Raw genomic sequence first — 25,184 nt, 5'->3', positions numbered from 1 at the left:
ACATAAGTCTTTTTACCCTCTTTCTCGCATATAAATCTACTAAACGAGAAAGAGGGAGATGGAATGAAGAAGCTTTTCATTGTTATTATGATGTTTTTTGTTAGTGGTACTTTAATAGGGCTATGCTTATCCATAACAAAAGGTCATGAAACCTATCATACGTATGCGGCTCATCAAAATGTAGACGCAGGAATCCAGTTAAAGACTAAACAAGCTTTACAAGAACAAGAGCCTATTTCCATCGTATTTGCTGGTGATACGTTATTTGATTGGTCGGTTAGAAAAGCGATTCACCAGTTTGGACCAGACTATCCATTCGAATATGTAAAGGACGAAGTATCAAGAGCAGATTATGCTATCCTGAATTTAGAAACTGCAGTTACAAAGCGAGCTGAAAAGGATCCTGTGCAATTGTATAACTTTAAATCGGATCCAATAGCACTGGAAGGAATAAAGAACGCAGGTTTCGATATGGTGTCTCTGGCAAATAATCATGCCCTAGATTATCAAGTCGGTGGATTACTCGATACAATCGAGCACTTAAATTCCTATGAAATAAAATATTTTGGAGCAGGTAGAAATAAACAAGAAGCCTATCGTGCACAGAGGATAGAAATAAACGGTAAAAAAATCTCAATTTTAGGTTTCTCTCGATTTTTGCCTGCTGTAAGATGGTATGAAAATGAAGGTCCCGTTATTGCTAGTGCTTACCAACAGGAACGTGTATTAGATGCGATTGATAGGGAAGGAAAGGATGCGGATTATGTCATCATTTATATCCATTGGGGAGTCGAAAAAAATAATCGTCCAGAAAACTGGCAGCGTCAATTTGCATACGACATGATCGATAGAGGTGCTGATGCCATTGTCGGTTCCCATCCGCACGTATTACAAGGCTTTGAATATTATAATGGCAAGCCAATCGCCTATTCTTTAGGGAATTTTTTGTTTCCCGATTATGTGAAAGGTAAAACGGCTCAAACTGGCTTACTAACCCTTACAATAGATGGAGACATTTCGATGCAATTCAATCCCTTTGTCATCAGAACAAATCAAATTCATCCGTTAGAGGGGGAGGATGATCAAGAGGTTTTCGAATACTTAGAGCAATTATCGTATGGAGTAAGCATAGAAGAAGGAATAATCCAATCCAATTCATAAGGGGTATACGAATAGCACAAAATCAGATATGATGAAATAAATGTCGTAATTAAAGGCGTGATGATCTTGAATGAAATGATAAATTTATGGAACGTTGCAAATTCATTTATGCTATTTTCCATCTCTCATTTAGTTATTTTATTTATTCTTACTATCCTATTTCTTTTCTTCATCTTTTTTCGAAAACACCTTCAAAGAGACAAAAGAAAAAACGTCATTCGTATCCTTCTAATCCTCATACTCCTTGTAAGTGAAATAAGTTTAAATTTCTGGTATATACAGACAGGAAATTGGGAGATAACCGAAACATTACCTCTTCAATTATGTACAATTACCTTATGGCTTAGTGTCATTATGCTCATTTTTCGTTCTCAACAGCTATTTGAAGTATTGTATTTTATTGGTATTGGTGGTGCCATACAGGCCATAGCTACACCAGAATTGTTTTATGATTTTCCACACTTTCGATATTTTCAATTTTTCATCGCGCATATAGCAATTATTTTTTCATCCCTTTATATGGTGTTGTTAGAAAGGAAGAGCGTAACAATCCATTCTGTATGGAAGTCGATGCTCGTATTGAATGTGATTGCGTTTATTGTTTTTTGGATAAATAAAGCGCTTGGAGCAAATTATATGTTTCTCGCGCATAAACCTGAACAAGCAAGTATACTTGATTTCTTGCCAGCTTATCCATGGTATATCCTTGTATTGGAATTTGTTGCACTGTTCGTCTTTTTTCTTTTATATTTACCATTTATTATCATTAATCATAAAAATAGGAGTTTCTCATAATAGTAAATAAATGTTAGAATAAAAGGTACTGTTATAATTGAGATAAGATTGGATTGTAAACATTTTAAAAAGTTTATGTAAAAATGCAATGATTTTTACAGCTTTTCTGATATACTAGCAAAAATTAACTATTAATCTTTTAATATATAACCGATATATAAAATTGGAGGATATAAAAGTGAAAATATTACTTTTTGGCCTTATTGTTGGATTGTTTTTTGGTTTTGGTGGCGGTATTTTTACAGATGGAGATTTTCATCCTGATTTTTTTGTGATTTCAGCGCTACTAACGTACCTTATCCTGTTGTTGATTGAAATTCGTAGATCCAAAGCAAAAGACCTTAGTTATGCTACAAATAAGACTAAAAAAGTAGGCTAGGCTACCTAAATGTCAAAAAAATTTCAATTATTAGTAGAATATGGCATTAAAATAAGGTATATTTTCTTTATACGTAAATTTATACTCATTTTTATAAAGCAAAAATTAACTGCGGTTACGCTTAAAATAAGAATAAGAGAAATATAGATAGTAAAGTTGCAGTTGTTTATAGGGGAGAGGAGACAAAAAATTGGCTGAGGTATACATTTTACTAACGAAAACAGGCTCTTTTTTTTCTCAAACAATTGGTTTATATACGAAAGCGCCATATAATCATGTTTCGATTTCACTAGACAAAGAATTAACTGAGTTATATAGCTTTGGCCGTAGAACTCCATATAATCCAATGAGAGCAGGCTTTGTTAAAGAATGTGTTCATGGGGGTATATATGCAAGATTTCCAGACACAACATGCGAATTGTATTCTTTAAAAGTGACGGATAGACAAAAAGAAAAGATCAATAGGGTTATTCGTCATTTTCGAAACAACGCCAAGCATTATCGATATAACTTTTTAGGAATTGCGACAGTGCCTTTTGGAAAGCCACTTGATCGAAGCAATGCTTTTTTCTGTTCACAGTTTGTAGCAACAGTTTTGAAAATGGCTGGGGTTCATGTTTGGAATAAACCGACAGGACTCATTACGCCAGATGAATGTCGTAAATCCAAGAACTTGAACAAAATTTTTGAAGGACCACTACAAAATTACGTGGAATCCTTACCAAAAAAAGAAACAATGCCAATTCACAGTGTTGTTCAAATTTAAATGGTCTTATTTTATCTTTCGTATAGCGAATAAACCTGTCCAACTTATTTGGACAGGTTTATTTGTTAGTCTTTATTTTGTAAAATATCGTGATCGACATAGCGATCTCCGTTTATTTCACTTATTATGTTTATTGCTACTTTTGCTCCATGCCCCGCTGTAATAATCGTGTGTACACTTTCTCCAGCAACAGTTCCAGCGGCCCATACATTTTTTAGATTTGTTCGACCATCATGGTCTACTTTTATATTGCGTGCTATTCTTGGTTCTTTTGCATCGATAATTTTTAGACCCAGTTTTTCTGCAAGATCAACAGATAATCCAGTTGCGAGAAGGACATACTTTGCTTCGAATTCATGTTTCCCCATGTGTATGAGGTAGTGGTCTCCTTTTTTCTCGATATTTTCAACTTCATCCGTTTTAAATTCTGCACCCAATGCCTTCGCTTGTTGTAAACCAGCTTCAATTAAATCTGGACCTTCAATTTCCTTTATTCCGTAATGATTTTTTATCCAAGCTTTTTTGGTAATACTTTTTCCATGATCAATAAGTAATGTTTTCTTACCAGCTTTAGCAGCAAAAATGGCAGCGCTTGTTCCAGCTGGACCCGCACCAATAATGGCAATATCATAAACCTTCATGTCGGACACTCCTTATCCCATTCATTATTCCTACTTTAGAAGCCATGTAAATTTCTATTATGTATAATATAGCCAACTCTTATTCTACTCAAACCTTTCATGATAATGTAAAGAATATTAAAGTTTTTTTGCAATGTATTGGTAAACCCTTATAATAAGGGTATTATGATTCGTGGAGGGGTACGGATGAAGACATTTAAATTAGTTTCGCTAAGTGTTTTAGAAAAAGTAGAGGACGTATTAACAACGAAGGATATTGAACTTATTGATGGTCTGATCATTAATCGAGAAGATGAGCAAAACCAGTGGTTAATAGAAGCATATACTCATAATCGTTATAAAGACTTTTTTGATACCTTAAAAAAGGAAAAGCGGGAAAAAGTACTTCAAGTTAAGATTACGAAACCTACCAATACGCCAGCTACGTTTATGGTAAAGGTGAAAAATGTCAATAAAATTGGTGGCAATATAAATGTTCTCTTTTTGGGGACAATCATCAATCGGAAAAGAGAGAAAGTAGAGGAAATGCTGCAAGAGCTTATTGAAGAGGGATACCAAGGGGCGGAATTACTAGAACAGTTTAAAAAATATAACAAAATATAGAAAGATATTTTAAAATATTGTCGAAAAAACGTATAATTTTCGATAAAATTGTCATTCAAGGAAGGAATTTGACTACTTAGAGGAGAAAGTATTATGGAAGATCAAAATCGAGTTTCACAATGGATAAGTAAACGTTCACCAGTACAACTTATTGTCCTATTTTATTTGGTTGCTGTGACCGTTTCGGTATTATTATTGAGTATGCCAATTGCTCATAAGGATGGTGTATCTTTATCCTTTATGGAGCTTTTGTTTACTTCTGTTAGTGCCGTAAGTGTGACAGGGCTATCTACTATAACGCTTGTAGATTCTTTTAATAATCTAGGATTATTTTCGCTAGCGTTTGTTTTCCAATTCGGTGGTCTTGGTGTAATGACATTAGGGACGTTCATATGGATTATTCTTGGCAAGAAAATTGGCTTTAAGGAACGTCGATTAATTATGACGGACCAAAACCAATCAACCTTTCAAGGCATGGTCCGATTGATGAAAGGGATCCTGAAGCTCATTTTATTAATTGAGTTTATCGGTTTTTTAGTACTAGGTACGTATTACTTAAGCTACTTTCCGACATGGCAAGAGGCGTATTTTCAAGGCTTTTTCGCTTCTGTAAGTGCTACGACAAATACAGGCTTTGATATAACTGGTCAATCGTTATTACCTTTTAAAGATGATTATTTTGTGCAGTTTATCCATATCATTTTAATTGTTCTAGGTTCCATTGGTTTTCCAGTTTTAATTGAAGTGAAAGACTATCTCATGTCATCCAAGGAAGATCGGAAATTTTTAAAGTTTAGTTTATTTACCAAAATCACTTCATTAACATATATTGCATTAATTGTTTTCGGGTTTTTCATTCTTATCTTATTGGAATGGAATCATTTCTTTGCAGATAAATCGTGGCATGAAGTCATTTTTTACAGTTTGTTTCAGTCGACAACAACAAGAAGTGGTGGCTTATCCACAATGGATGTCAGCTTGTTAACGGAACAATCCCAGCTGTTTTTATCATCACTTATGTTTATAGGCGCTTCACCAAGTAGTGTTGGTGGAGGAATACGTACGACAACATTTGTGTTGGTTGTATTGTTTATTATTCATTTTGCTAGAGGTAGAAAAAATGTAACCATCTTTAGAAGAGAGGTACATGATGAGGATTTATCAAAAGCAGTTGCTGTAACCTTAATGGCGCTCATATTATGTTTTGTGTCTGTCATCATCATTTCCATAATGGAGCCATTTTCGCTTGTATCTATTTTATTTGAAGTAAGCTCAGCATTCGGTACTGTTGGGCTATCAATGGGAATAACACCAGGATTATCAACTGGAAGTCAATTTGTATTAATGACTTTAATGTTTATTGGTCGAATTGGAATCTTAACATTCTTATTTACGTTTAGAAATGAGAAGAAAAGTGGAAGTTACCGCTATCCAAAAGAAAGAATCATTATCGGATAATCGTGAATTTGTATCATTCATCCATACAGGAATTGAAATATACAAAGGGATAAATCGTAATAGGGGGAGCAGAAATGGACATCGTTACGAACAAGGAGAACTTTCCCATACCTAAATCGTTTTTAACACATTTACGGGATGCAGTTATTATTACAGAATCAAACGGCTATATTACATACGGGAATAAGTCCGCTTATCAATTATTAAATCTAGAGCATAATCAAACTACAAAACAGTCTATAGTACCTTTTGTTGATTTTGAATTCATTTCTAGCAAATCAGAATATCAAACGTTACACGAGCTCCCAACCAATCAACGTCCATTAGTAGACATAAAAAGTTGGAAAATGGAAGATGGTAACTTTTGTTTTGTTTTACATCCAATTCGATTGAACGATGAAAGAGAAAGTATGTTGTATTCCATGAGTAACATGATGCATGCGTCTCACGAAGGAATGCTATTACATGATGGAAATCGAATCATTGATTGTGATCCATCATTTGCAAAAATGCTGGGATTTCCAAGAGCGGAATTGCTAAACCAGCCGATCCACTCTATTTTTGATATTGCTTCTTGTGTACAACTTGAATCGAATAAAGGAGAGGAGCAAAGTAATTCTTTCTTTCAATTAACAGGGACGAAGCAGGACGGGGATACGATTTATGTTGAAGTATTTTCGCAAGCATACCCTAATGAAAATCAATCATTGCAAATTGCCATCATTCGAGATATTACAGAAGGTGTATTAAATAAAAAGAAAATTGAATTTATGGCCTATTATGATGAATTGACCGATTTACCAAACCGTAATTACTTTAATAAAACATTAGTGGACGCGATAGAAGAGTGTAAAGAAAATCAATCCAAGCTAGCTGTTCACTTTGTTGATATTGATTATTTCAAACAAATTAATGATTCATTAGGTTATCAATTTGGCGATAACTTATTGAAGGCCTGTGCCAATCGGTTGAAAAGTCTATTAAATGAATTCAATTTCATCGCGAGAATGAGTGGGGATGAATTTTTAATATTACAAAGAGGAATTCAAGATGAGGAGGATGCAAAGCAGTTTGCCAAGAAGGTAATTGCAGCCTTTACTACTCCTATAAAGGTTAATGAATTTGAAATTTATACTTCTGTAAGCATTGGTATCAGTTTATATCCAGAAAATGGGACTAATTCAAATGAATTAATTAAACATGCTGATTCAGCAATGTATGTAATAAAAGAAAAGCAACGGAATCATTTTCAATTGTTTGAGTCATCCATTTCGGAGAACTTTAAAGAAATGCTCACAATCGAAAATGAATTAAGACGTGCTATTCAAGACAAGCAATTTGAATTGCATTATCAACCTCAAGTAAACATTCATACTGATGAAGTAATTGGTTTTGAGGCACTCTTAAGGTGGAAGCATCCGAGCAAAGGGTATATTTCACCTGGTGTGTTCATCCCGCTAGCTGAAAAAACAGGATTAATTATTGAAATCGGAGATTGGGTCTTACAGGAAGCATGTCGTCAAAACAAAGAATGGCAGAATAGAGGCTATAAACCTACTAAAATAAGTGTTAATTTATCTGTTAAGCAGTTTTTACAGAAAAATTTAGTAGAAAAAGTAGAACAAACACTACATGATACCGGATTAAAGCCTGATTATTTGGAGCTTGAAATAACAGAGAGCATGGCAATGGCAAATGAAGAATTTATTTTGGCAACACTACGTGGTCTTCAAAACCTAGGTGTGCAGGTAGCAATTGATGATTTCGGTACAGGCTATTCATCTATGAAATACTTAAGTCAATTTCCGTTAAGTAAGTTGAAAATTGATCAATTATTTATTAGAGGCGATCGAGAACAAAATCAAGCGATTGTGAAATCTATTATTCATTTATCCCATGCTTTAAATATGAAGGTTATAGCAGAAGGTGTGGAGACTAAAGAGCAGCTCGAATTTTTAAGGAATGAAAGCTGTGATGAAATACAAGGATTTTACTTTAGCAAGCCAGTTGCGCCAAAGGAAGCAGAATCCTTTTTTGTCCGATAATAAAGAAGACACTCAACGCTTTTCTTGAGTGTCTTCTTTGTTTGCAGGGGAGAATTCATTACCCTTGATAAAATTAATTATAGAATGCTGCACCTACGATAATGAGCAAAATAAACAGTACGACTATTAATGCAAAGCCGTTACCAAACCCAAATCCTCCATATCCATATCCATAATGACAGTGATCGTGTCCGTGTCCGTACATATGCATAATTGCTTCACCTCCGTATAACTTACACTAATATCATATGGAGGATACAGACGAATGTATAGACGAACACCCAATTTTTATGAATTTGCTGGACTTATTCCGTAACTTCAAATGTTTCTTTCGGCATAACATGCATGTCCCGCGCATTGACATGGCTTATTACGTGATACGTACCCGGGGATTCAAATGTATAGGAGATGGAATAGAGGCCATTTCCAACGGGTTCTGCTAAAATCTTTTCATGGTCCTCTTCACTTACGCCTTCCTTCCATATTTCCAATGTAACATCACTGGCATCATCCACTTTTTCTTCTCCTTGCATTACAAGTGTGGATAATTTGACATTTTCATTTGCTATAATCTTATCTGGTAATTGAATGTTGACCTCTACCATTTCGGGCAATTGCTCATCTTGTTGATTATCGGAATTCGAATTTTCATTACTACAAGCAGATATGAATATAATGGGTAACATACTTATTAATAATACAATCCATTTCATTTTGAGCATTCCTTAAAGTCCAATCCTTTCCTATATTCTCTAATAAATCAAATCATACCAAAATAACGTACAATTTGAAATTGAAATCAAGAGAGTTTCACAAATTGTTCAAAACGAATTAGATAAGGAGGTAGCAACTTGTATAAACTAGCCTTTTCTACTAGGAATAATGAGACAAAAGTTTTTAATGCAACAAGCGACACAATACAGCTTACTCATAAAGATAAATTAGAACCATTTGAAGTCAAATCGATAGTTATAGACAATGAGGAACGCTTGTTAGATCAAGTTCAATTTCCCTCTAAGTTAAATCAAGATGTTCTTTTTATCATTTATAAATCTATGAAAGGTTATGCAATTATGCCAATGGCTGTACCAACTTATATCCATCCTTCTCATTCTTTATTACAAATCATTAATTTGTCAAAAGAAAAAGAGGAAATTGGTGTAAGAGCTACATATGGGGATAACTTTGGACAGTTGCCATATCAGCAAAAGCTCAAATCCATTGAAATATCCCCAGGGGCTCATGTAGTCATGGAGTATTTCAGAGATAAAAATACATTGGAAACAGTGGAGATAGCTGAAGTAAATAGGGGGAGATTTATTCTTCAAATATTTGTTGGTTGGGAAAATAGAGAGAAAGTATTGCAACTCGAATGTGAGATTGTCGTTTAAAATGAAAAATAGAAGCTCTCCTTAATAAATACGAAAGGAGTAGGCTTCTATTTCGATTATTCCTTAGTTGGTGGCTCAATGTTTGTTGTCGATAATAATTCTTGAGATTTCTCTAAAATTTTAACTTGATCATTTTCGTAGCCGATTATATAGGAAACCTGATAATGTTCAATGATTTGATCTTGTTCACTATTACGCGTATGGTTATCTGTTTGTAATGTAATTTTAACTTGATCTTGATTTAGCATTTCACTCTTTGTATTATTTAATGTAAAGTTTACGACGTGAACGTATTGACTTCTAAAATCTTGATAAGAGGTCTGTCCCTGTAAGGAGCTACCTAGCAATGTGTACGCATTAAAATAGTCTCGGATGTTTAGATTCTCGTAAAAATAACGAACAATATAATTGGCATTTTCGATTAATTGTTCTTCTGTTAAATCATCCGTTGTATTTGTAGTGCCATCAAAATTTAGGTTCGAATTGTCCGTTTTGTCTGACCACATTTTTGCCATATCTAATACTTTTCCGATGGGAATGCTGAACCCCATGGATCCTTCTTTTGTACCAGCAGAATTCACCGCTATAATTTTTCCTGTTTTTAAATGAATTAGCGGCCCACCACTGTTTCCATTTGTAATAGGGGCGGATATTTGATATGCATCTTTATATTCAAACCCACCTTCCACGGTGAATGTTCGATTTTTACCAGATATAATTCCAGTAGTTACTGTGTTTTGAAAGCCTAGAGGGCTACCTACAGCAAGAATTTCATCTCCAATATCCACCTCAAGATCAGGATCTACTTCTAATGTAGTTCGATTGGTTAATTGCGGCACCCGGATAACCGCAATATCTTGTTCTTCGCTTATCCCGATTAATGCAGCTGGATACGTTTTCGCATCAGAGGTCTTCACGTAAATGGAATCCGCATTTTGAACGACGTGCGCATTGGTCATAATATCACCTAGATCGTTATATATAAAGCCTGAACCAATACTTTGTCCATTTCCACTTTCTGCTTCGATTTGGACAACGGTCTTTTGTGATTCGTGAATAATCGTTTTTAAATCTTTTTCTGATTCTTCACTTTCTGCTTTTACTAGAGTTGCTAATTCGTTTTGAACCTTTACTTCCTCTTTACTCCAATTGTTATAAGATATAATCAGTACTGTTATCGATACAATAGCAATAACAATAGTAATTAAAATGGGCCAAATAATATGTTTTTTCATGCCTATTTCACACTTCCCTTTAAGGTGAGTCAAGGAACCATTGTACTTTTACAATTTCTGCTAATAGCTCCTTATCAATATCATAGTGAGTAAATTCAAATTTTCCTTCTTCATCAGGATATAGAGTATCTGGATAAGTGAATACTACGTTGGACTCCACTACTTCTCCATCTAAATCTACTAAGTTATATTCAACTGATATGGAGTAAATTGGTACAGTAGCAACACTTTTTATGACACCATTTACTACTAAATCACCATACTCATCTTTAGCTGTTTCAATTGAAATAACCTCGACTGCATTATTTTTATTCCTTTCATATTCTTGCTCTGCCGCATCCATAGCTTGTTGAATTCGTTGCTGTTGTTCCGTCTCAAAGGCAACCTTCTCCTTTTCAATCGTTGTTTTTAAGCTGTCGAGTTTTTCGTTATTCGGTGCATATCGAAGTCCTTCTTCAACGATTTCAATAGCATCCAAGTATTGTTTTGCTTTCATAGATTCATTGGCTGTTGTGTACGTATAATCTACAATACGATCACGAATATCGTTGGTTAATTCTTTAGCCTCTTCTGTTTGAATTGTTTCCGATTCCCAAAGTAATATTTTCAACTCTTGAATAGTGGGTTTCTGATTTAATTTATACTTTAGTTCTTCCGTTTGAATTTGACTATTAAGCGTTAAAATACGGTTCAGTAAGTTATCTACTAAAAAACCATCATAGTTCTTTAATTGCTGTTCTGCTTCATCTAACAAGGAAAGGGCGGATTGAAATGATTGCTCTTCCAGTAATACTTTGGCTGAAGATAGTTTCTCTTGAATGGACAATGCGATATCCATAAATTGTGCATTTTGAGCAGCGGGACGGAGTGCTTTATCTTTGTCCAAAGCTGTTTCAAACGTTTCTTTCGCTTGTTCAAACTTTCCATCCTTAGCTAGTTGAACGCCTTCATTATATGCACTTAATGCACGATCCTTCTCGTAATTGGAATAAACATACAAACCGATAAATAATAAGACAAATACAGTAGCAGTTCCTATTGGTAAAAACCACCATCTGTTTCGTTTCCTAACAGGTACTGTACGCTCGGCATAATCTTTAGGTAATGCTTTTCCACAATGAATACAATATTGTTCTTCTTCTTTAACTACTGTTCCACAATAGGGACAATATGCCATGCTTTATCACCATCTTAACTATATTAGGCTTCTTAATAGATTTTAACATATGAGGTAGATAATTTTCGGGGAAAAAGATAAAATTTTATATGAAGTAATTTCCACATCGTACAGTAGGTGGTTTCATTTATCCGTAGAAAAGCTCCGTACGTTTATGTACAAAAAACAATGTGGATTATAAGCGAATTTTTGGTAAAATAGATAAAGATATACTTTATTGTTTACTTACCAGGAGGTGTGTTCAAATGATCGAAACAGTTTTAGGAATTGTATGTGTAGGCATTCTTCTATTAAATATAGGGTATTGTATGTTTGATCACGAATAAAAGGTACATAGGGCAGCGCCGCTTAGGTGTTGCTCTTTTTATTTATTCCTTTTCCATTCTGTCCATAAAATCTACTGCCACTAACCGTAAAGCCGCTAATACAAACACTTCCATAGTAGAATTGATAACTATGTATTATTTTTTAATTTTATTAGACACCTCCTGCTGACTTTATTCGATTATAAAGATGAAAGGAGGTGGTAACATGGCTTCAACTCAAATTGTGAGAACACAATTACAGTTAGTTTTCCAAACTGGTACGGATGAAGAGGGGAAGGCGGTCCTAAAGAATAAAAACTTTAACAACATTAAGATTACTGCTACACCTGATCAGCTTTATGCTGTAGCGAACGCAGTAGTTCCTCTTCAAGAATGGACATTACAGGAAATAGAGCGAAATGACACCTCTATCGTAATGGCCTAAGTTAAGTAGTAAAAATGAGAAGAAAGGAGGGGAAGGCGATAATGGCTAAAAAATTAGAATTACGATTCGTGAATAGTGAAGACAAAGTAGTGACAATTGCACTTGAAGCTCCTATTGAACCGGTTGATCCGCTACAAGTAGAACAAGCAATGGATGAAATCCTTGCGCAAAATGTATTCACATCATCAGGCGGAGATTTAGTAGGAAAGAGAGGCGCGCGCATCGTTGAGCGAAATGTTACAGATATTGAGTTTTAATCGTTAAAGGGAGCGTTTTACCGCTCCCTTTTTCCATACTTATAGCATTAGGAGGTGTTTTGTTTGGAACAATGGGTGAATTGGATCCCGGAGATAGGATTCCCGATAGTGGTGACCTTTTACTTGCTCCACCGTATTGAAGGGAAACTAGACGTGTTGATTGAATCCATTATAGCGTTACCAGACAAAATGGATAAACAATAAGCGTATAATGGATTGGGAAAATGCTGTCTTCACTGTCCCAGATGTACAATTCGAACCAAAGGACTATACAAGCCGAAAATAAAAAATGCTTCTGTTTTCGGCTTGTAAGTATGTTACTATTTAAAAACAGTTTATTTATACTTCTACTTTTAAAGGGATGAATACTATTAAGATTATGCAATGACACTCCGATTGCATTACATTCGTTAAAGTTTTACTATACCCTCATATCACTATCCCAATAGACCCTCACCGTTATCTAGTTAAGGAAATATTATCAAATGGGTAAATGATAAGTTCACTTCGACCAATAATTTCATCTTCTAGTATAAAACCGAGGCCATTGCGGCTATCTTTACTAATGGAACGGTTATCTCCCATAACAAAATATTGTCCTTTAGGAACTACAACAGGCCCAAAATCGACTGTTCCTTCAATTGCTTCTGAATCTAAGTAATCCTGATCTTGCTTTTTATCATTTATATATAAAACGTGATCTTTCACTTCAACCTTATCATTTGGTAGACCGATTACCCTTTTTACATAGTTTTTCGTTGGTCTTTGGATGATAACAATATCTCCTCGGTCAGGCTCTGAAAAGTAATAGATGGCCTTATTGAAGATTACTCTTTCTCCATTTTCTAAGGTTGGATACATACTAGCTCCTTCGACTACAGAAGTAGCAAAAACAAAGGATCTAATTAAAAAAGCAAGTCCAATTGCGATTAATATTGCTTTTCCCCATTCTAAAATTTCTTTTCCCAAAATGTTTTCTTCCCTTCTCAATAGTGCCTCTAATATATCGTATCACATCTATATACAAATGATTACCTTTTCGCGTTCGATTCAAACGCATTATTTATATTTATTATATGTTATTAACTTAAAAACCTTTAACTTTTTTAACGAACTTGACAGAATTCTTCCATTATATCTATTAAAATATGGTTAATATTATAGTAATAAAAAACTTTTTAGTCTCCATCAGGGTAAATAGTCCTTAACAGTAGTGGAAGTTCAACAATTTTTGTGTCGAAAGAAGTATGAAAATGTAAAAAACATTAGGTAAAAAGTATGATTTTCTGAAAATATTGTCTATTTTTGCGAATCTATTTACTTTTTCTGCTACTTTTGACATAATCAATAGCGTTTAGTACGTTAAAGAAAGGTAGAGGGATATGAGAGAGAATGGAATGGAAAGAATAGAAAGTAGAACATTATATGCAAAAATTCAACAAAAAAGAGAAAAAATGCATGAAATTGCGGATGATTTTGGGTTAGATAGTGTTAAAACGTTAACAATAAGTCAGGAACTGGATGAATTAATTAATAACTATTTAAGGACAAAAATCCAAGGAGTAAAGTTCTAAAAAAATTCACAGTAATTTTACAATGCAAATGCTATGCTAAAATAAAAAATAAATAATAGAGAAAAAGAAATAAGATTGTGGGATGAGAATCCTGTTTTGGAGGTTAACTGTTTGGCATCAGCAAATTCACAATATCGAATAAGCTCGGAAATCGAAAAGACCCGCCTGAAAATGGTAAAAGTCGCAAATCAAGAGGGCTTCACTAGTAAAGAAGCAATAAAAATTAGTCGAGATTTGGACAAACTACTAAATTATTATCAGGAATTACAGGACAGCAACAAGGAATAGTAACTCTTTCAAACTTCATTTATTAAAAAAGTGGAAGTATCTATTAAGATACTTCCACTTTTTTATGCCAATTGGAAATGGTTTAAGTAGTGTTCTAATCGGTTTAAGCCTTCTGTTAGAGTGCTCATATCATATGCATAAGATAAACGCATGTATCGTTGACCTAAATTAGAAAAGGCATCTCCAGGCACGAGGGCAAGACCAACTTTTTCTACAAGATCAACCCCAAGTTCAAACGAAGTCATTTTTTCAATAGGAAACTTTGGGAAAAGGTAAAAGGCACCATTTGGTTTAACAACTTCTAAACCCATATCTACTAAGCGATTATATACAAATTCCAATCGTTTGTGATAAGCTTCCTTCATCGCATAAGCATCATGTTTCCCTTTTGTAAGTGCTTCTATAGCTGCAACCTGACTGATACTGGATGGGCAAGATACATTATATTGGTGGACCTTTAGAATATGTTTCGCTATTTCTTTTGGAGCAAGCAAAAATCCGATCCGCCAACCAGTCATGGAGTGGGACTTCGATAAGCCTTGAACAATGATTAATTGGTCTCGTATTTCTTGAAACTGTCCAATGGAAACATGAGGATAGTCGAACGTTAACTCGCTATATATTTCGTCTGCAATGATAAAGATAGGCTTATCCTTTAGTGCTCGAACGATTCCTTTAAGCTCTTCTTCCGTTAAGCTAACCCCGGTTGGATTAGACGGATAGGGCAGGACGATGCATTTTGTTTTGTTGGTAATGTGACTTTCGATAAGCTCAGGAGTTACTTTAAAGTCTGTTTTTGTAGTATCCATATAAACCGGCCTCGCTCCAGCTAATGTGATTAATGGCTCGTATCCGGGATATATTGGTCCTGGGAGAAGCACTTCATCTCCTTCTGATAATATCGTGCGAAAAGCATTATCAATGGCTTGGGATGCACCAACTGTTGTGATTATTTCGTCTTCTGGATTGTATTGGAGGTGGTATTTTTCGTGCACAAAACGACCTATTGCTTGTCGTAATTCCAACATTCCCGCATTGTGTGTGTAGGTAGTTTTATTTTCATTAATTGCTTGAATACCAGCTTTTTTTACATGGTCAGGTGTAAGAAAATCTGGTTGTCCAATTGTTAATGAAATGATATTTTCTCTTCCTTGAACCATATTAAAAAATTTTCTTATACCAGAAATTTCAATATTTTTCACATTTTCATTTATTAAGTGTTCCATTACAATCCTCCGCTTTCATTTCATAAGATTCTAATTCTATACTAAAAGATGATGTACAACAAAGTAAAGAGACGAATTTCTTCAAAAGGAAGGAATTCGTCACGCATTCTTTATCCGAAATATTGTATTAATGAGATCATGGAGAGAATACCAATAATAAACGAGTAGGTGGCAACACGCTCATTACCATCACCATGACTTTCTGGTATTAACTCTTTGTATATGATAAATAACATTGCTCCTGCTGCAAATGCCAAGCCGTACGGAACGAGATCGGTAAAATATCTTGTTAACGAATAACCGATAATGGAAGTAACAATTTCGATTGCCCCCGTTAGTGTAGCAATTAGTAAAGCTAAAACCCTAGGAACATTTTGAGTTGCTAAAAATAACGCAACAATAAACCCTTCTGGTGCATTTTGTAATCCAATTGCCAAAGCCACTAAATTCCCCATATCTTCTTCGCTTCCAGAATACGAAACCCCAACGGAAAGACCCTCAGGGATATTGTGGAGTGTAATAGCAGCAATGATTAACATTGCTTTTTGATCGATCTCTATTTGTACAGAGGTATCTTCAACGTGTATATGTGGGATGTTTTTTTCAAGCACAGTTAAGGTCACGATACCCAAAATCATACCTACCGTTAACTGAATCAATGAACCTGTATTTAAAGCCTCTGGTACTAAACTCATCATGGCTGCTGTCATCATAATGCCTGCAGCGAAGGCAAGTAATATATCTCTCCATCTGTGTGAAACTTTTTTTAAGAAGAGTATTGGTAACGCCCCTAAACCTGTAGCAAAGGCGGATAAAAAGCTACCTACTAAAACCTCATTCATGTAATCACCTTTTAATGTCGTATTTTTTCATGTAGGAATAATTGAATTATATCCTAATTAAGTTGAAATCTTAAGTATTTATTCTTTGAAACTATGTCTAAAAGGAACAGAAATCGCTAACAATAATTAGTGAAGGTAGGTGAAGAAATGGATTTTTCTAGGTTGAAAGATTGGTTTATTGAACAAGATAAGCTGTATCCTTTAGGATTCACAGATGATCAGCTCCATTTTGCTTTTGGCATGATAACCATACTTATTTTTTATTATTTATTAACGTCCATTGTCCGTTGGTTAACTCTATTAAAGTGGAATAAAGTAATTAATTATATCATTTGCAGTTTATTTGTCCTATTTATATGCACCTTTATTGAACTTTATCAAGGAATTAATGGTACTGGAAATATGCAATTTTCAGATTTAGCAAGTGGAACCCTTGCGATTCTTGTATTTGGGGTATTTATTTCCCTTAAACATTTCATTAGCTCAGTCATTCATCAAATGAAAATGAAAAGTAAGAAAAACGCGCAGCAGCAACAAAAGCAACTATAACCATGATAAAATAGAAAATATTTAAAGTATTGGGTATTATATCCAATACTTTTTTCTTTTCCTAAAACTTTTTTCTTATGTTACAAGTCATTATTGTTGAAGAGTAGGAATGGGGAGGGTATCTATGGATTTTGAACGGTTGGTCAAAAAGGCAAAAAAAGGCGATGAACAGGCCTTCTATGATTTGATGCTCAACGTACGGGACCCTTTGTATCGTATCGCATTTCGATATTTTGGTAATGAAAATGATGCACTTGATGCTTTGCAGGAAGTTACCTATAAAGCTTATATAAAAATGGGGAAACTCCGTAAGGCTAATCGGTTTAAGGCTTGGATATTTAAAATCATGATTAACCATTGCAATGATATTTGGAATAAACGAAAACGAACAATACCTGTAGAACAAATTATTGATAATCACGGTAAACATGATTCATATCAATACATTATCTTGCAGGATTTATTAACGAGTCTAGACCCTAATCTTCAGGAAGTAATTCAATTAAAATACTTTGAAGATTGGACAATAAAACAGATTGCTTCTTGGAAAAGAGTACCAGAGGGCACGGTAAAAACTTGGCTCAAGCGTTCCCTAATTATGTTAAAAATGGAATGGGAGAAGGGAGATGAGAGATATGGATAAAGAGAAGGAAGCTTGGCTAAAAGCTTACAAAAAGAGAGAAGAACGTATGGCTATACCAGATAAAGTAAATGATCGAATAAAACAAGGAATTTTACAAGGGAAGATGTTAAAAGAAAAGCAAGCTAAAAGATTGCAATATTTTCGAATATCAGCTGCTAGTGTTGGGGTAGCTATAATTCTTTTGTTTGCAGGTCTCAGTGCTATAAATCCAAAAGATAATCTACCAAATACAGCCCATAATACTGCAAATGTAGATAGAGAAGAACATACACAAGCAGAAGAAGTAGGATATATAGGATTTGAAAAAATTCTAGAAAAACCAATTACAAAAGGGAATACAACGGTCACGTTAACAAGTGTCATTGCAGATCAAGAGGAAGCGATTATTGGTTATCGTGTAAGCATTGATGGAGAAAAGGTATCTAGCTTTGAAGTGAAGGAAAGACTCCTTAATGGAAATGGAGAACAAATTAGCAATGTCAAACAAATTGCACTTGAAAACATCATCTATAATATAAAATCGAAAAAAGCATTTTTTCAATTACCGGACTTAGAAAAGGAGGATGTAAAAGCTAACTGGACCTTTGTGCTTGATGTAATACTAGATAAAAAAAATACACAAACCTTTGAATTTGAGGTTCCAATTAATAAGGAATGGTTTGAGGAGAAGAGCTATGCAGTAAATAAGACATTGGAACTGGGAAAACAAAAACTTCATATTAGGGAAGTGCAACTTAGTCCAATAAAAACAAAAATACTGGTTGAGCCGGATCAACATAATACGGAGCAAATTATTGCTATAGAGGATTTATCAATTAAAGGAGAGGATACAGCCTTTTGGGAAGATTATGAAACTCGTGTTACAAATGTTGGTAAGGGGACAGTATTTATGGAAATTCCGTTTAAAGGTGAGCATACAAACATTCCAGAAGAACTGTTTCTCCAAATATCGAATATTTATACGGCAGAATCTCAAACAGCGTTTGTATTAGATGTAAACGATAGAAAATTACGAAATGCACCGAGTAAATGGGAATTAGTAGAATTTAAAAGGGATGACTATTTCTACGAATTTAAACTAGAATACGATGGAGAAATAGATGTTTTAGAAAATTACCTAGGGCAAAATATAACAATAAAAAATGAAAACATAGGGACATTATATGTGAATAGGGTATATAAAGAAAATAATAAAACATATGTGGAACTATACATTTCACCTAGTGTGGAGATTGATGAAACAGTTAACTTTGAATTGATTCACCCAAAAGTATATAAAAAGGATTTTCATATACCATTAATACAAAAAAGCCTCTAGCGTTTTTACTAGAGGCTTTCCTATGATATTATTATTGTTTATCTTGAACCACTGTCAATCTATCGCCTTTACAGAACAATTAAATACAACAGTTGAGGTCATATGTTTCGGAAGTATTAAGGTTTAATACTAGGAAAACTCCTTATAAAAACGATCTCGATATTTGCTATTCCCAGAAACCCAGGAGGAGATTGATTTATTATAGGACGGTTTACGATTATTATAGGCATATCCCCGGTTTTCTTCCTCAGGCTTATATCCTAAATATTGATATAGTATTTGTTTCGCACGTCTTAGGTTTAGTTGAGGCTTTGGATTACGATAAGAATCGTCGAGGGAACCAAGATGTTTCAATTCTTTTAAGTCCTCCTTGTTTGGAGGCAAATGGAAGTAATATTCATCCACTTGAATTAAAAGAGTAGAATGCTGTTGACTTCTTTTCGGATGGTTCGAGAAGTGTAGACCTATCTTTTTGGCGTGCTTGTCCTTTAATAGCTTGTGGATTGCCTTTTGTTTTATGGAATATAAATGTCTTGGGTCAGGTGCTGCTTTTGCGTGGCGATTGACGACGGACAATGCTTCCGCAATTTGTTTAATATCCTGTGTCTGATCCGGTTCGTTACGCATGTTTTTCCTCCTTAAGAAGTGGAGAGGGGGGAGAACCCTCTCTTATTTAATATATGTTTTTAAATCCTCTACAATATCTTCCAATTGATCGGGATTCGGATTTGTTTCGCTAGGTATCGTATTATATCTTTTAATATGCTTACCATCTGGAGTTACAAGATGGAAATAGTTTTGGTGTATTACTGCTCCATTTTGTTTCGATGCAATAACTTTAAAGGAACCTGCTGCAAACTCCTCTATATCTTGAACAGAATAGCCTGTAAACGCATCCCAACTAGATAGGTCCCCGCCACGGTCCTCGATATACTTTTTTAAGACTTCGGGTTTATCTACTTGTGGGTCAGCCGTAAAAGAAACAAATTGTACATCAAGACCTTCTTCTTTTACCATTTGTTGTAATCTAGCCATATTTGCAGTGAGGATTGGACAAGTATCCGTACAAGATGTAAAAATAAAGTCCGCTATCCAAAACTTACCCTCAAAGTCTTTTGTTGAAACATCCTCACCATCTTGATTAATAGCGGTAAAATCTGCTACTTCATATTCAAAATCCCCTTCATAAGAAGCTTTATCCTCATCCCCGCATGCAGCTAAAAAGATTAGCAGAATAAAAGGGATTATGTACCATTTTTTGCATGTCATGAAAATATCTCCTCCACTTTGATGATTTCCTTTATTCTATCATGGAAAAACCCAAATATAGTCTTTTTAAATATTGACAAATTTAGTACTTTTTAATCTATTTGACTATTTTCCAATGTATATACATTGATTTCTGGCTTACAAAGGAAACGATATGGAAGTCGAGTTGTTCCAATGCCACGGGTTATATATAGTTGTAATGAATCTCCAATCGTATGTTTACCTTCTACGTACTTTTCTGCAAACGGAGGAGTAATCACATAACCGATGAGTGGTATTTGTATTTGACCACCATGACTATGACCAGAAAACTGAACATCCACAGGATACCGAATCGTTTGATCAGCAAAGTCTGGTTCATGACATAGTAGTATGGTGAAATGATCAAAATTGGTAGTTTCAAATGTTCGATCTAAATCAGGTCTTCCAAGCATAACATCATCTAATCCACCAATATTTATTTTTTCACTATTTTGTTCCATTTCGATTGCTTCGTTTTGCAAAAGCTGAAAACCACCTAGCTTCATAACGTCCTTTATAATATCTGTACCATAGCCCCCATGATCATGATTGCCATAAATCCAGAATTTACCGAATGGAGCTTTTATAGCAGAGAGTATTTCCGAACAGGTTTGAAATTGATTTGGAGGGTAAATTTTAGGATCATCTATTAAATCCCCAGTAAAGAAGACAATGTCTGGATTTAACTGATTGATTTGATCTACTAATTTTTCTAACTGATTTAAGCTGTAATGAAAACCTAGATGTGTATCTCCGAAATGAACGATTTTCATTCCAGTGAATGATTCAGGCAATTTAGGAGAATAAATCGATTCTTCTTTTATTTTTAACATACTAGGTTCCAGAAACTTCGCGTAATAATAAGTCCCCCCACCAATTCCAAAAACGCCGAGTGAGGAATAGAGGAAACGCTTCAAAAAAGATCGTCTAGTAATTTTTTTGGCCATTCTATTATTCATCCTTTAATTAAACTTAATTGCATTATAGCATTTCTAACCTATGAAATTATACTGATTTATTAGTACAAGCAATAATCTATTTTCTAAAGGGAATTTATACCTAATTATCGAATGAATAGAATAGGGATTCTTAAGATTTGAAAATGTGAAGGGAGAAGTTTTATGTTCAATAAAGTAGTTATCATAACAGGTGGATCCAGTGGAATGGGAAAATATATGGCAAAGAAGCTAGCGGAGGATGGGGCAAGGGTAGTCATAACAGGTAGGGATGAACAAAAACTGTTGCAGGCGAAACAAGAGATTTTGGAAGGTCGTGATTTGGCCGTTCATCCAATACCTATGGATGTGCGCAATCCAGAAGACATTAAAAGAATGAAAGACGAAACGATAGAAACATTTGGCACCATTGATGCACTAGTAAATAATGCTGCTGGAAATTTTATTGTTCCGACTGAAAAATTATCGATTAATGGCTGGAATGCGGTCATCAATATCGTATTAAATGGTACCTTTTATTGCTGTAGGGAAATCGGTCAATATTGGATTGAAAATGGAATCAGAGGCTCTATATTAAATATGGTTGCTACCTATGCATGGGGAGCTGGAGCGGGTGTTGCACATTCTGCCGCAGCTAAAGCGGGCGTATTATCTTTAACGAGAACACTTGCGGTGGAATGGGGAGCAAAATACGGAATTCGTTCCAACGCCATTGCACCTGGACCAATTGACCGTACAGGTGGAGCAGATAAGCTATGGGAATCAGAAGAGGCTGCAAGAAGAACTATTCATTCTGTTCCATTAGGAAGACTAGGAGAGCCAGAGGAAATTGCGGAATTAGCGGCGTTTATGCTTTCAGATAAGGCTGCTTATATGAACGGCGAAGTAGTCACACTTGATGGAGGGCAATGGTTAAATAAGTATCCATTTTAAAAGCTTTATTGATTTTTTTCATAGGGGCGAAATTCTCGCCCCTTTACACATCTCCAAAATGTCTCTATTTTTTAAGTTCGTATACGATTTTACTTCTTCATTCCTCACTTTAACAACAACATTCATGTAACATATTCTTTATTGTATTTTGAACCAATCTCAACCTATTCACATAAACTAGTGAAAAAGAATTAAGAGTAGGTGAAGTTCGTGTATTATTATTGCTCACACTGTTGTATTATGACCGACAATGTAAAATGGTGCCCACAATGTGGGAGAAAAGACATTAAAAAAATAGAAATTAATGTGCAGTATCAAAATGTAATGAAAAAATGATGATGTAGATATTGGTGTGAATCTTACAAATAATTATGTTAAACTAAAAATGAAAGTGTAAAAAAAGCTCCTGTGCTAAGAAAAGGAGTGACTTAATTTGGTAAGCATTCAAAGCACAGATATAAAGCAATTAACTGTTGGAGATTTAATCGTCCCAAGTGAAAAGGTAGCACATGTACAGATGAAAAATCCGTTAGAGCATGCATTGCTAGTATTAGTGAAAACTGGATATTCCGCTGTACCTGTATTAGATGCGAATAGTCACCTGCAAGGAATTGTGAGTAAAACGATGATCATTAATCAAATCCTAGGTATAGAACGATTTGAGGTTGAAAAGCTCTCGGAGCAACGTGTAGAAGATGTAATGGAAAAAGACGTACCATTTTTGAAAAAAGAGGATTCCTTCTTGAAAGGTCTTAAACTAGTAATTAATCATTCCTTTGTCTGTGTTATTAATGATGAGCGCGAATTTGAAGGGATTTTAACGAGAAGAGCGATTTTAAAAAAAGTAAATCGATTTCTACATGAATGAGAAAATTGTTGGTTCTAACCAACAATTTTCTTGTTTCAATACTTGTCATATGGAATAACATTTTGGTACATTAAAGTAGAAAACTATTAAATGAGGTGTTTTATATGAAAATGATGGATGCAAACGAAATTATTCAATTTATTTCAAATAGCAAAAAATCCACTCCTGTAAAAGTTTACGTAAAAGGAGAAGGGTTATCACAGATAGATTTCGGAAGCGATGTACAAGCTTTTGTTGAAGAAAATGCAGGTGTCCTTTTTGGTGAATGGAAGACGCTTCAAAGTATTTTAGATGTACATAAGAATCAAATTACCGATTATGTAGTTGAAAATGACCGTCGGAATTCGGCTATTCCTCTCCTTGACTTAAAAGGGATTAATGCACGTATTGAGCCAGGTGCAATTATCCGTGATCAAGTTGAAATTGGTGATGGTGCAGTAATTATGATGGGTGCTAGCATCAACATTGGTGCTGTAATTGGTGAAGGTACAATGATTGATATGAATGTAGTTCTCGGAGGAAGAGCAACTGTAGGTAAGAACTGTCATATAGGTGCTGGTTCTGTTTTAGCAGGCGTTATTGAGCCACCATCTGCTAAGCCAGTAGTTGTGGAAGATGATGTAGTTGTTGGAGCAAATGCAGTGATCCTAGAAGGTGTTACAGTTGGAAAAGGAGCAGTAGTTGCTGCTGGTGCAATCGTAACTGAAGATGTACCACCAAACACAGTTGTAGCAGGTACTCCAGCAAGAGTAATTAAGGAAATTGATGAAAAAACGAAATCAAAAACAGAAATCAAACAAGAACTAAGAAAATTAAATGAAGAGTAAAATGAATAGCGCAAGCGGTGAATAATGTTTAACTTTGAGCAGGAGGTGCACTCTCCTGCTTTTTCCATATGAAGATGAGGTGAAAGACTATGAAATTGGATTCCTTAACCAAAATTAGAAGAGAACTACATCAAATTCCGGAATTAGGTTTTGAGGAAGTCAAAACACAAGCGTATCTTCTCAATTTTATTCAATCCTTACCTCAGGAATTTCTAACAGTTGAGACGTGGAAAACAGGGATCTTTGTAAGAATTCAAGGGACAGAGGGCAAAAGGACAATTGGCTATCGTGCAGATATAGATGGATTACCAATTGTGGAAGAAACTCTTCTTCCATTTCCATCCAACCATAAATCGAATATGCATGCATGTGGTCATGATTTTCATATGACCATTGCTCTAGGATTATTAGATAGGTTAACGAAAAAAAGACCTACAAACAATGTGTTGGTTATTTTCCAACCTGCTGAGGAAGGTCCTGGTGGGGCATTACCGATGCTACAATCCGATCAAATGAAAAAATGGAAACCAGATGTTATTTTCGCATTGCACATAGCTCCAGAACTTCCAGTAGGAACGGTATCTTCTAAGGAAGGCTTATTATTTGCCAATACGAGTGAATTGTTTATTGATTTAAAAGGTCAGGGTGGTCACGCTGCATATCCTCATCGAACGAAGGATATGGTTGTTGCAGCTAGTAGTCTCGTAATGGACCTGCAAACGATTGTATCCCGGATGGTGAATCCGATCGATTCTGCAGTTGTGACAATTGGTAAAATTACTGGTGGAACTGTTCAAAATGTCATAGCTGAAACTGCACGATTGGAAGGAACTATTCGAACGGTTCAATCCGAAACAATGGATGTCATTAAAAATCAAATCGAAAGACTCGCAAAAGCAATTGAGCTTCGATTTGATTGCAAAACATCGATTGATTTTGGATCCAACTATTATCAAGTTTGGAATCATGGAAAATATGTAAAGCAATTTGCTGAAGTAATGGATAAGGAAAAGATAACCTATATGGAAGCGGAGGAAGCTATGACTGGTGAAGATTTTGGATACATGTTAAAAGAAATTCCTGGTTTTATGTTTTGGTTAGGCGTAGATTCTCCGTATGGACTTCATCATAGTAAACTAAACCCGAAAGAAGAGGCGCTTGAAGTTGGCGTCCAGGCTGTTGAACAAATGGTGAGAAACTTTCGGATTTAAT

The 25,184-nt window shown here is 34.9% G+C and carries 30 protein-coding genes and 1 pseudogene; 20 read left to right on the top strand and 11 right to left on the bottom strand.

Annotated elements, in window-relative coordinates:
* Positions 1–63: 63 nt before the first annotated feature.
* From C1A05_RS07265 to C1A05_RS07250, 4 genes are all read left to right on the top strand, one after another.
* Positions 64–1,161, top strand: coding sequence for a CapA family protein (locus C1A05_RS07265; RefSeq protein WP_102027540.1), 1,098 nt, complete (start codon positions 64–66; stop codon positions 1,159–1,161).
* Positions 1,162–1,236: 75 nt separating this feature from the next.
* Positions 1,237–1,956: a YwaF family protein gene (locus C1A05_RS07260; RefSeq protein WP_234998447.1), complete on the top strand. Its 720-nt coding sequence runs from the start codon at positions 1,237–1,239 to the stop codon at positions 1,954–1,956.
* Positions 1,957–2,134: 178 nt separating this feature from the next.
* Positions 2,135–2,335 carry a hypothetical protein gene (locus C1A05_RS07255; RefSeq protein ID WP_102027539.1) on the top strand — a complete coding sequence of 67 codons (201 nt, stop codon included), beginning with the start codon at positions 2,135–2,137 and terminating at the stop codon, positions 2,333–2,335.
* A 190-nt stretch (positions 2,336–2,525) separates the two neighbouring features.
* A complete protein-coding gene (locus C1A05_RS07250) occupies positions 2,526–3,101 on the top strand; it encodes a hypothetical protein (protein ID WP_102027538.1) in 576 nt (191 codons plus the stop codon).
* A gap of 65 nt (positions 3,102–3,166) precedes the next feature.
* Here the strand turns inward: C1A05_RS07250 and C1A05_RS07245 are convergent, their stop codons facing one another.
* Positions 3,167–3,742, bottom strand: a complete 576-nt coding sequence (locus C1A05_RS07245; RefSeq protein WP_102027537.1) for an NAD(P)/FAD-dependent oxidoreductase — start codon at positions 3,740–3,742, stop codon at positions 3,167–3,169.
* 186 nt (positions 3,743–3,928) lie between these two features.
* Between C1A05_RS07245 and C1A05_RS07240 the strand changes: the two genes are divergently transcribed.
* The 3 genes from C1A05_RS07240 (at position 3,929) to C1A05_RS07230 (ending at position 7,848) form a co-directional block, all read left to right on the top strand.
* Entirely contained in the window at positions 3,929–4,345 is a 417-nt protein-coding gene (locus C1A05_RS07240; protein WP_102027536.1) for a YwpF family protein, read from the top strand.
* Between the two features lie 93 nt (positions 4,346–4,438).
* Positions 4,439–5,803, top strand: a complete 1,365-nt coding sequence (locus tag C1A05_RS07235) for a TrkH family potassium uptake protein (protein ID WP_102027535.1) — start codon at positions 4,439–4,441, stop codon at positions 5,801–5,803.
* A 74-nt stretch (positions 5,804–5,877) separates the two neighbouring features.
* Entirely contained in the window at positions 5,878–7,848 is a 1,971-nt protein-coding gene (locus C1A05_RS07230; RefSeq protein WP_102027534.1) for a GGDEF and EAL domain-containing protein, read from the top strand.
* Between the two features lie 73 nt (positions 7,849–7,921).
* On the opposite strand, the pseudogene C1A05_RS18260 reads toward C1A05_RS07230, so the two are convergent.
* Together C1A05_RS18260 and C1A05_RS07220 are read right to left on the bottom strand one after the other, a co-directional pair.
* Positions 7,922–7,999: pseudogene (locus tag C1A05_RS18260) on the bottom strand (YjcZ family sporulation protein); the annotation flags it as partial.
* 154 nt (positions 8,000–8,153) lie between these two features.
* Entirely contained in the window at positions 8,154–8,561 is a 408-nt protein-coding gene (locus C1A05_RS07220; RefSeq protein ID WP_159462018.1) for a FixH family protein, read from the bottom strand.
* A gap of 138 nt (positions 8,562–8,699) precedes the next feature.
* Here C1A05_RS07220 and C1A05_RS07215 point away from each other — a divergent pair, with 138 nt between their 5' ends.
* Entirely contained in the window at positions 8,700–9,239 is a 540-nt protein-coding gene (locus C1A05_RS07215) for a hypothetical protein (protein WP_102027531.1), read from the top strand.
* A gap of 56 nt (positions 9,240–9,295) precedes the next feature.
* On the opposite strand, the gene C1A05_RS07210 is transcribed toward C1A05_RS07215, so the two are convergent.
* Both C1A05_RS07210 and C1A05_RS07205 read right to left on the bottom strand, forming a co-directional pair.
* A complete protein-coding gene (locus C1A05_RS07210; RefSeq protein ID WP_102027530.1) occupies positions 9,296–10,474 on the bottom strand; it encodes a S1C family serine protease in 1,179 nt (392 codons plus the stop codon).
* A gap of 19 nt (positions 10,475–10,493) precedes the next feature.
* Entirely contained in the window at positions 10,494–11,651 is a 1,158-nt protein-coding gene (locus C1A05_RS07205; protein WP_102027529.1) for a zinc-ribbon domain-containing protein, read from the bottom strand.
* Between the two features lie 531 nt (positions 11,652–12,182).
* Here C1A05_RS07205 and C1A05_RS07200 point away from each other — a divergent pair.
* From C1A05_RS07200 to C1A05_RS07190, 3 genes are all read left to right on the top strand, one after another.
* A complete protein-coding gene (locus C1A05_RS07200; RefSeq protein WP_102027528.1) occupies positions 12,183–12,401 on the top strand; it encodes a DUF1659 domain-containing protein in 219 nt (72 codons plus the stop codon).
* A gap of 41 nt (positions 12,402–12,442) precedes the next feature.
* Entirely contained in the window at positions 12,443–12,658 is a 216-nt protein-coding gene (locus C1A05_RS07195; RefSeq protein WP_102027527.1) for a DUF2922 domain-containing protein, read from the top strand.
* A 63-nt stretch (positions 12,659–12,721) separates the two neighbouring features.
* Positions 12,722–12,862, top strand: a complete 141-nt coding sequence (locus C1A05_RS07190; protein WP_102027526.1) for a YvrJ family protein — start codon at positions 12,722–12,724, stop codon at positions 12,860–12,862.
* A gap of 255 nt (positions 12,863–13,117) precedes the next feature.
* Here the strand turns inward: C1A05_RS07190 and lepB are convergent, their stop codons facing one another.
* The gene (gene lepB / locus C1A05_RS07185; RefSeq protein WP_102027525.1) at positions 13,118–13,627 is read right to left on the bottom strand and encodes a signal peptidase I; all 510 of its coding nucleotides are present in this window, start codon (positions 13,625–13,627) and stop codon (positions 13,118–13,120) included.
* 413 nt (positions 13,628–14,040) lie between these two features.
* Here lepB and C1A05_RS07180 point away from each other — a divergent pair, with 413 nt between their 5' ends.
* Positions 14,041–14,232 carry an aspartyl-phosphate phosphatase Spo0E family protein gene (locus C1A05_RS07180; protein WP_102027524.1) on the top strand — a complete coding sequence of 64 codons (192 nt, stop codon included), beginning with the start codon at positions 14,041–14,043 and terminating at the stop codon, positions 14,230–14,232.
* A gap of 111 nt (positions 14,233–14,343) precedes the next feature.
* Positions 14,344–14,520, top strand: coding sequence for an aspartyl-phosphate phosphatase Spo0E family protein (locus C1A05_RS07175; protein ID WP_234998393.1), 177 nt, complete (start codon positions 14,344–14,346; stop codon positions 14,518–14,520).
* A 62-nt stretch (positions 14,521–14,582) separates the two neighbouring features.
* On the opposite strand, the gene C1A05_RS07170 is transcribed toward C1A05_RS07175, so the two are convergent.
* Entirely contained in the window at positions 14,583–15,746 is a 1,164-nt protein-coding gene (locus C1A05_RS07170) for an aminotransferase A (RefSeq protein WP_102027523.1), read from the bottom strand.
* A 110-nt stretch (positions 15,747–15,856) separates the two neighbouring features.
* Positions 15,857–16,588, bottom strand: a complete 732-nt coding sequence (locus tag C1A05_RS07165) for a ZIP family metal transporter (protein ID WP_102027522.1) — start codon at positions 16,586–16,588, stop codon at positions 15,857–15,859.
* A 147-nt stretch (positions 16,589–16,735) separates the two neighbouring features.
* Here C1A05_RS07165 and C1A05_RS07160 point away from each other — a divergent pair, with 147 nt between their 5' ends.
* From C1A05_RS07160 to C1A05_RS07150, 3 genes are all read left to right on the top strand, one after another.
* Positions 16,736–17,137 carry a hypothetical protein gene (locus C1A05_RS07160; protein ID WP_102027521.1) on the top strand — a complete coding sequence of 134 codons (402 nt, stop codon included), beginning with the start codon at positions 16,736–16,738 and terminating at the stop codon, positions 17,135–17,137.
* 124 nt (positions 17,138–17,261) lie between these two features.
* Entirely contained in the window at positions 17,262–17,780 is a 519-nt protein-coding gene (locus C1A05_RS07155) for a sigma-70 family RNA polymerase sigma factor (protein WP_159462017.1), read from the top strand.
* Complete coding sequence (locus C1A05_RS07150; protein ID WP_145997294.1) at positions 17,773–19,098, top strand: DUF4179 domain-containing protein; 1,326 nt, start codon at positions 17,773–17,775, stop codon at positions 19,096–19,098. Before C1A05_RS07155 ends, C1A05_RS07150 begins: the two co-directional genes overlap by 8 nt.
* Positions 19,099–19,227: 129 nt before the next feature.
* On the opposite strand, the gene C1A05_RS07145 is transcribed toward C1A05_RS07150, so the two are convergent.
* From C1A05_RS07145 to C1A05_RS07135, 3 genes are all read right to left on the bottom strand, one after another.
* Positions 19,228–19,725 carry a YkyB family protein gene (locus C1A05_RS07145; protein WP_102027518.1) on the bottom strand — a complete coding sequence of 166 codons (498 nt, stop codon included), beginning with the start codon at positions 19,723–19,725 and terminating at the stop codon, positions 19,228–19,230.
* A gap of 42 nt (positions 19,726–19,767) precedes the next feature.
* Positions 19,768–20,367, bottom strand: a complete 600-nt coding sequence (locus tag C1A05_RS07140; RefSeq protein ID WP_102027517.1) for an SCO family protein — start codon at positions 20,365–20,367, stop codon at positions 19,768–19,770.
* A gap of 92 nt (positions 20,368–20,459) precedes the next feature.
* Positions 20,460–21,335 (bottom strand): metallophosphoesterase, encoded by an 876-nt coding sequence (locus C1A05_RS07135; protein WP_234998392.1) that lies wholly within the window; start codon positions 21,333–21,335, stop codon positions 20,460–20,462.
* Between the two features lie 174 nt (positions 21,336–21,509).
* Here C1A05_RS07135 and fadH point away from each other — a divergent pair, with 174 nt between their 5' ends.
* From fadH to C1A05_RS07115, 4 genes are all read left to right on the top strand, one after another.
* Complete coding sequence (gene fadH, locus C1A05_RS07130) at positions 21,510–22,277, top strand: 2,4-dienoyl-CoA reductase (protein ID WP_102027516.1); 768 nt, start codon at positions 21,510–21,512, stop codon at positions 22,275–22,277.
* Between the two features lie 433 nt (positions 22,278–22,710).
* The gene (cbpB, locus tag C1A05_RS07125) at positions 22,711–23,145 is read left to right on the top strand and encodes a cyclic-di-AMP-binding protein CbpB (protein ID WP_102027515.1); all 435 of its coding nucleotides are present in this window, start codon (positions 22,711–22,713) and stop codon (positions 23,143–23,145) included.
* A gap of 104 nt (positions 23,146–23,249) precedes the next feature.
* Entirely contained in the window at positions 23,250–23,972 is a 723-nt protein-coding gene (gene dapD / locus C1A05_RS07120) for a 2,3,4,5-tetrahydropyridine-2,6-dicarboxylate N-acetyltransferase (RefSeq protein ID WP_102027514.1), read from the top strand.
* Positions 23,973–24,061: 89 nt separating this feature from the next.
* Positions 24,062–25,183 (top strand): N-acetyldiaminopimelate deacetylase, encoded by a 1,122-nt coding sequence (locus C1A05_RS07115; RefSeq protein WP_102027513.1) that lies wholly within the window; start codon positions 24,062–24,064, stop codon positions 25,181–25,183.
* The last annotated feature ends 1 nt before the right edge of the window (position 25,184 follow it).

It is taken from the genome of Salirhabdus sp. Marseille-P4669 (genome assembly GCF_900240405.1).
Taxonomy (GTDB): domain Bacteria; phylum Bacillota; class Bacilli; order Bacillales; family Alkalibacillaceae; genus OEQK01.
This window is presented reverse-complemented; position numbering and strand designations above follow the sequence as displayed.

Coding starts and splice junctions, on each gene's coding strand:
- C1A05_RS07265 (WP_102027540.1), top strand. CDS start 64: ATGAAGAAGCTTTTCATTGTTATTATGATGTTTTTTGTTAGTGGTACT.
- C1A05_RS07180 (WP_102027524.1), top strand. CDS start 14,041: ATGAGAGAGAATGGAATGGAAAGAATAGAAAGTAGAACATTATATGCA.
- C1A05_RS07160 (WP_102027521.1), top strand. CDS start 16,736: ATGGATTTTTCTAGGTTGAAAGATTGGTTTATTGAACAAGATAAGCTG.
- C1A05_RS07165 (WP_102027522.1), bottom strand. CDS start 16,588: ATGAATGAGGTTTTAGTAGGTAGCTTTTTATCCGCCTTTGCTACAGGT.
- C1A05_RS07150 (WP_145997294.1), top strand. CDS start 17,773: ATGGATAAAGAGAAGGAAGCTTGGCTAAAAGCTTACAAAAAGAGAGAA.
- fadH (WP_102027516.1), top strand. CDS start 21,510: ATGTTCAATAAAGTAGTTATCATAACAGGTGGATCCAGTGGAATGGGA.
- C1A05_RS07220 (WP_159462018.1), bottom strand. CDS start 8,561: ATGAAATGGATTGTATTATTAATAAGTATGTTACCCATTATATTCATA.
- dapD (WP_102027514.1), top strand. CDS start 23,250: ATGAAAATGATGGATGCAAACGAAATTATTCAATTTATTTCAAATAGC.
- C1A05_RS07210 (WP_102027530.1), bottom strand. CDS start 10,474: ATGAAAAAACATATTATTTGGCCCATTTTAATTACTATTGTTATTGCT.
- C1A05_RS07135 (WP_234998392.1), bottom strand. CDS start 21,335: ATGGCCAAAAAAATTACTAGACGATCTTTTTTGAAGCGTTTCCTCTAT.
- C1A05_RS07205 (WP_102027529.1), bottom strand. CDS start 11,651: ATGGCATATTGTCCCTATTGTGGAACAGTAGTTAAAGAAGAAGAACAA.
- C1A05_RS07230 (WP_102027534.1), top strand. CDS start 5,878: ATGGACATCGTTACGAACAAGGAGAACTTTCCCATACCTAAATCGTTT.
- C1A05_RS07200 (WP_102027528.1), top strand. CDS start 12,183: ATGGCTTCAACTCAAATTGTGAGAACACAATTACAGTTAGTTTTCCAA.
- C1A05_RS07235 (WP_102027535.1), top strand. CDS start 4,439: ATGGAAGATCAAAATCGAGTTTCACAATGGATAAGTAAACGTTCACCA.
- C1A05_RS07155 (WP_159462017.1), top strand. CDS start 17,262: ATGGATTTTGAACGGTTGGTCAAAAAGGCAAAAAAAGGCGATGAACAG.
- C1A05_RS07240 (WP_102027536.1), top strand. CDS start 3,929: ATGAAGACATTTAAATTAGTTTCGCTAAGTGTTTTAGAAAAAGTAGAG.
- C1A05_RS07140 (WP_102027517.1), bottom strand. CDS start 20,367: ATGACATGCAAAAAATGGTACATAATCCCTTTTATTCTGCTAATCTTT.
- C1A05_RS07260 (WP_234998447.1), top strand. CDS start 1,237: ATGATAAATTTATGGAACGTTGCAAATTCATTTATGCTATTTTCCATC.
- C1A05_RS07195 (WP_102027527.1), top strand. CDS start 12,443: ATGGCTAAAAAATTAGAATTACGATTCGTGAATAGTGAAGACAAAGTA.
- C1A05_RS07170 (WP_102027523.1), bottom strand. CDS start 15,746: ATGGAACACTTAATAAATGAAAATGTGAAAAATATTGAAATTTCTGGT.
- C1A05_RS07145 (WP_102027518.1), bottom strand. CDS start 19,725: ATGCGTAACGAACCGGATCAGACACAGGATATTAAACAAATTGCGGAA.
- C1A05_RS07245 (WP_102027537.1), bottom strand. CDS start 3,742: ATGAAGGTTTATGATATTGCCATTATTGGTGCGGGTCCAGCTGGAACA.
- C1A05_RS07115 (WP_102027513.1), top strand. CDS start 24,062: ATGAAATTGGATTCCTTAACCAAAATTAGAAGAGAACTACATCAAATT.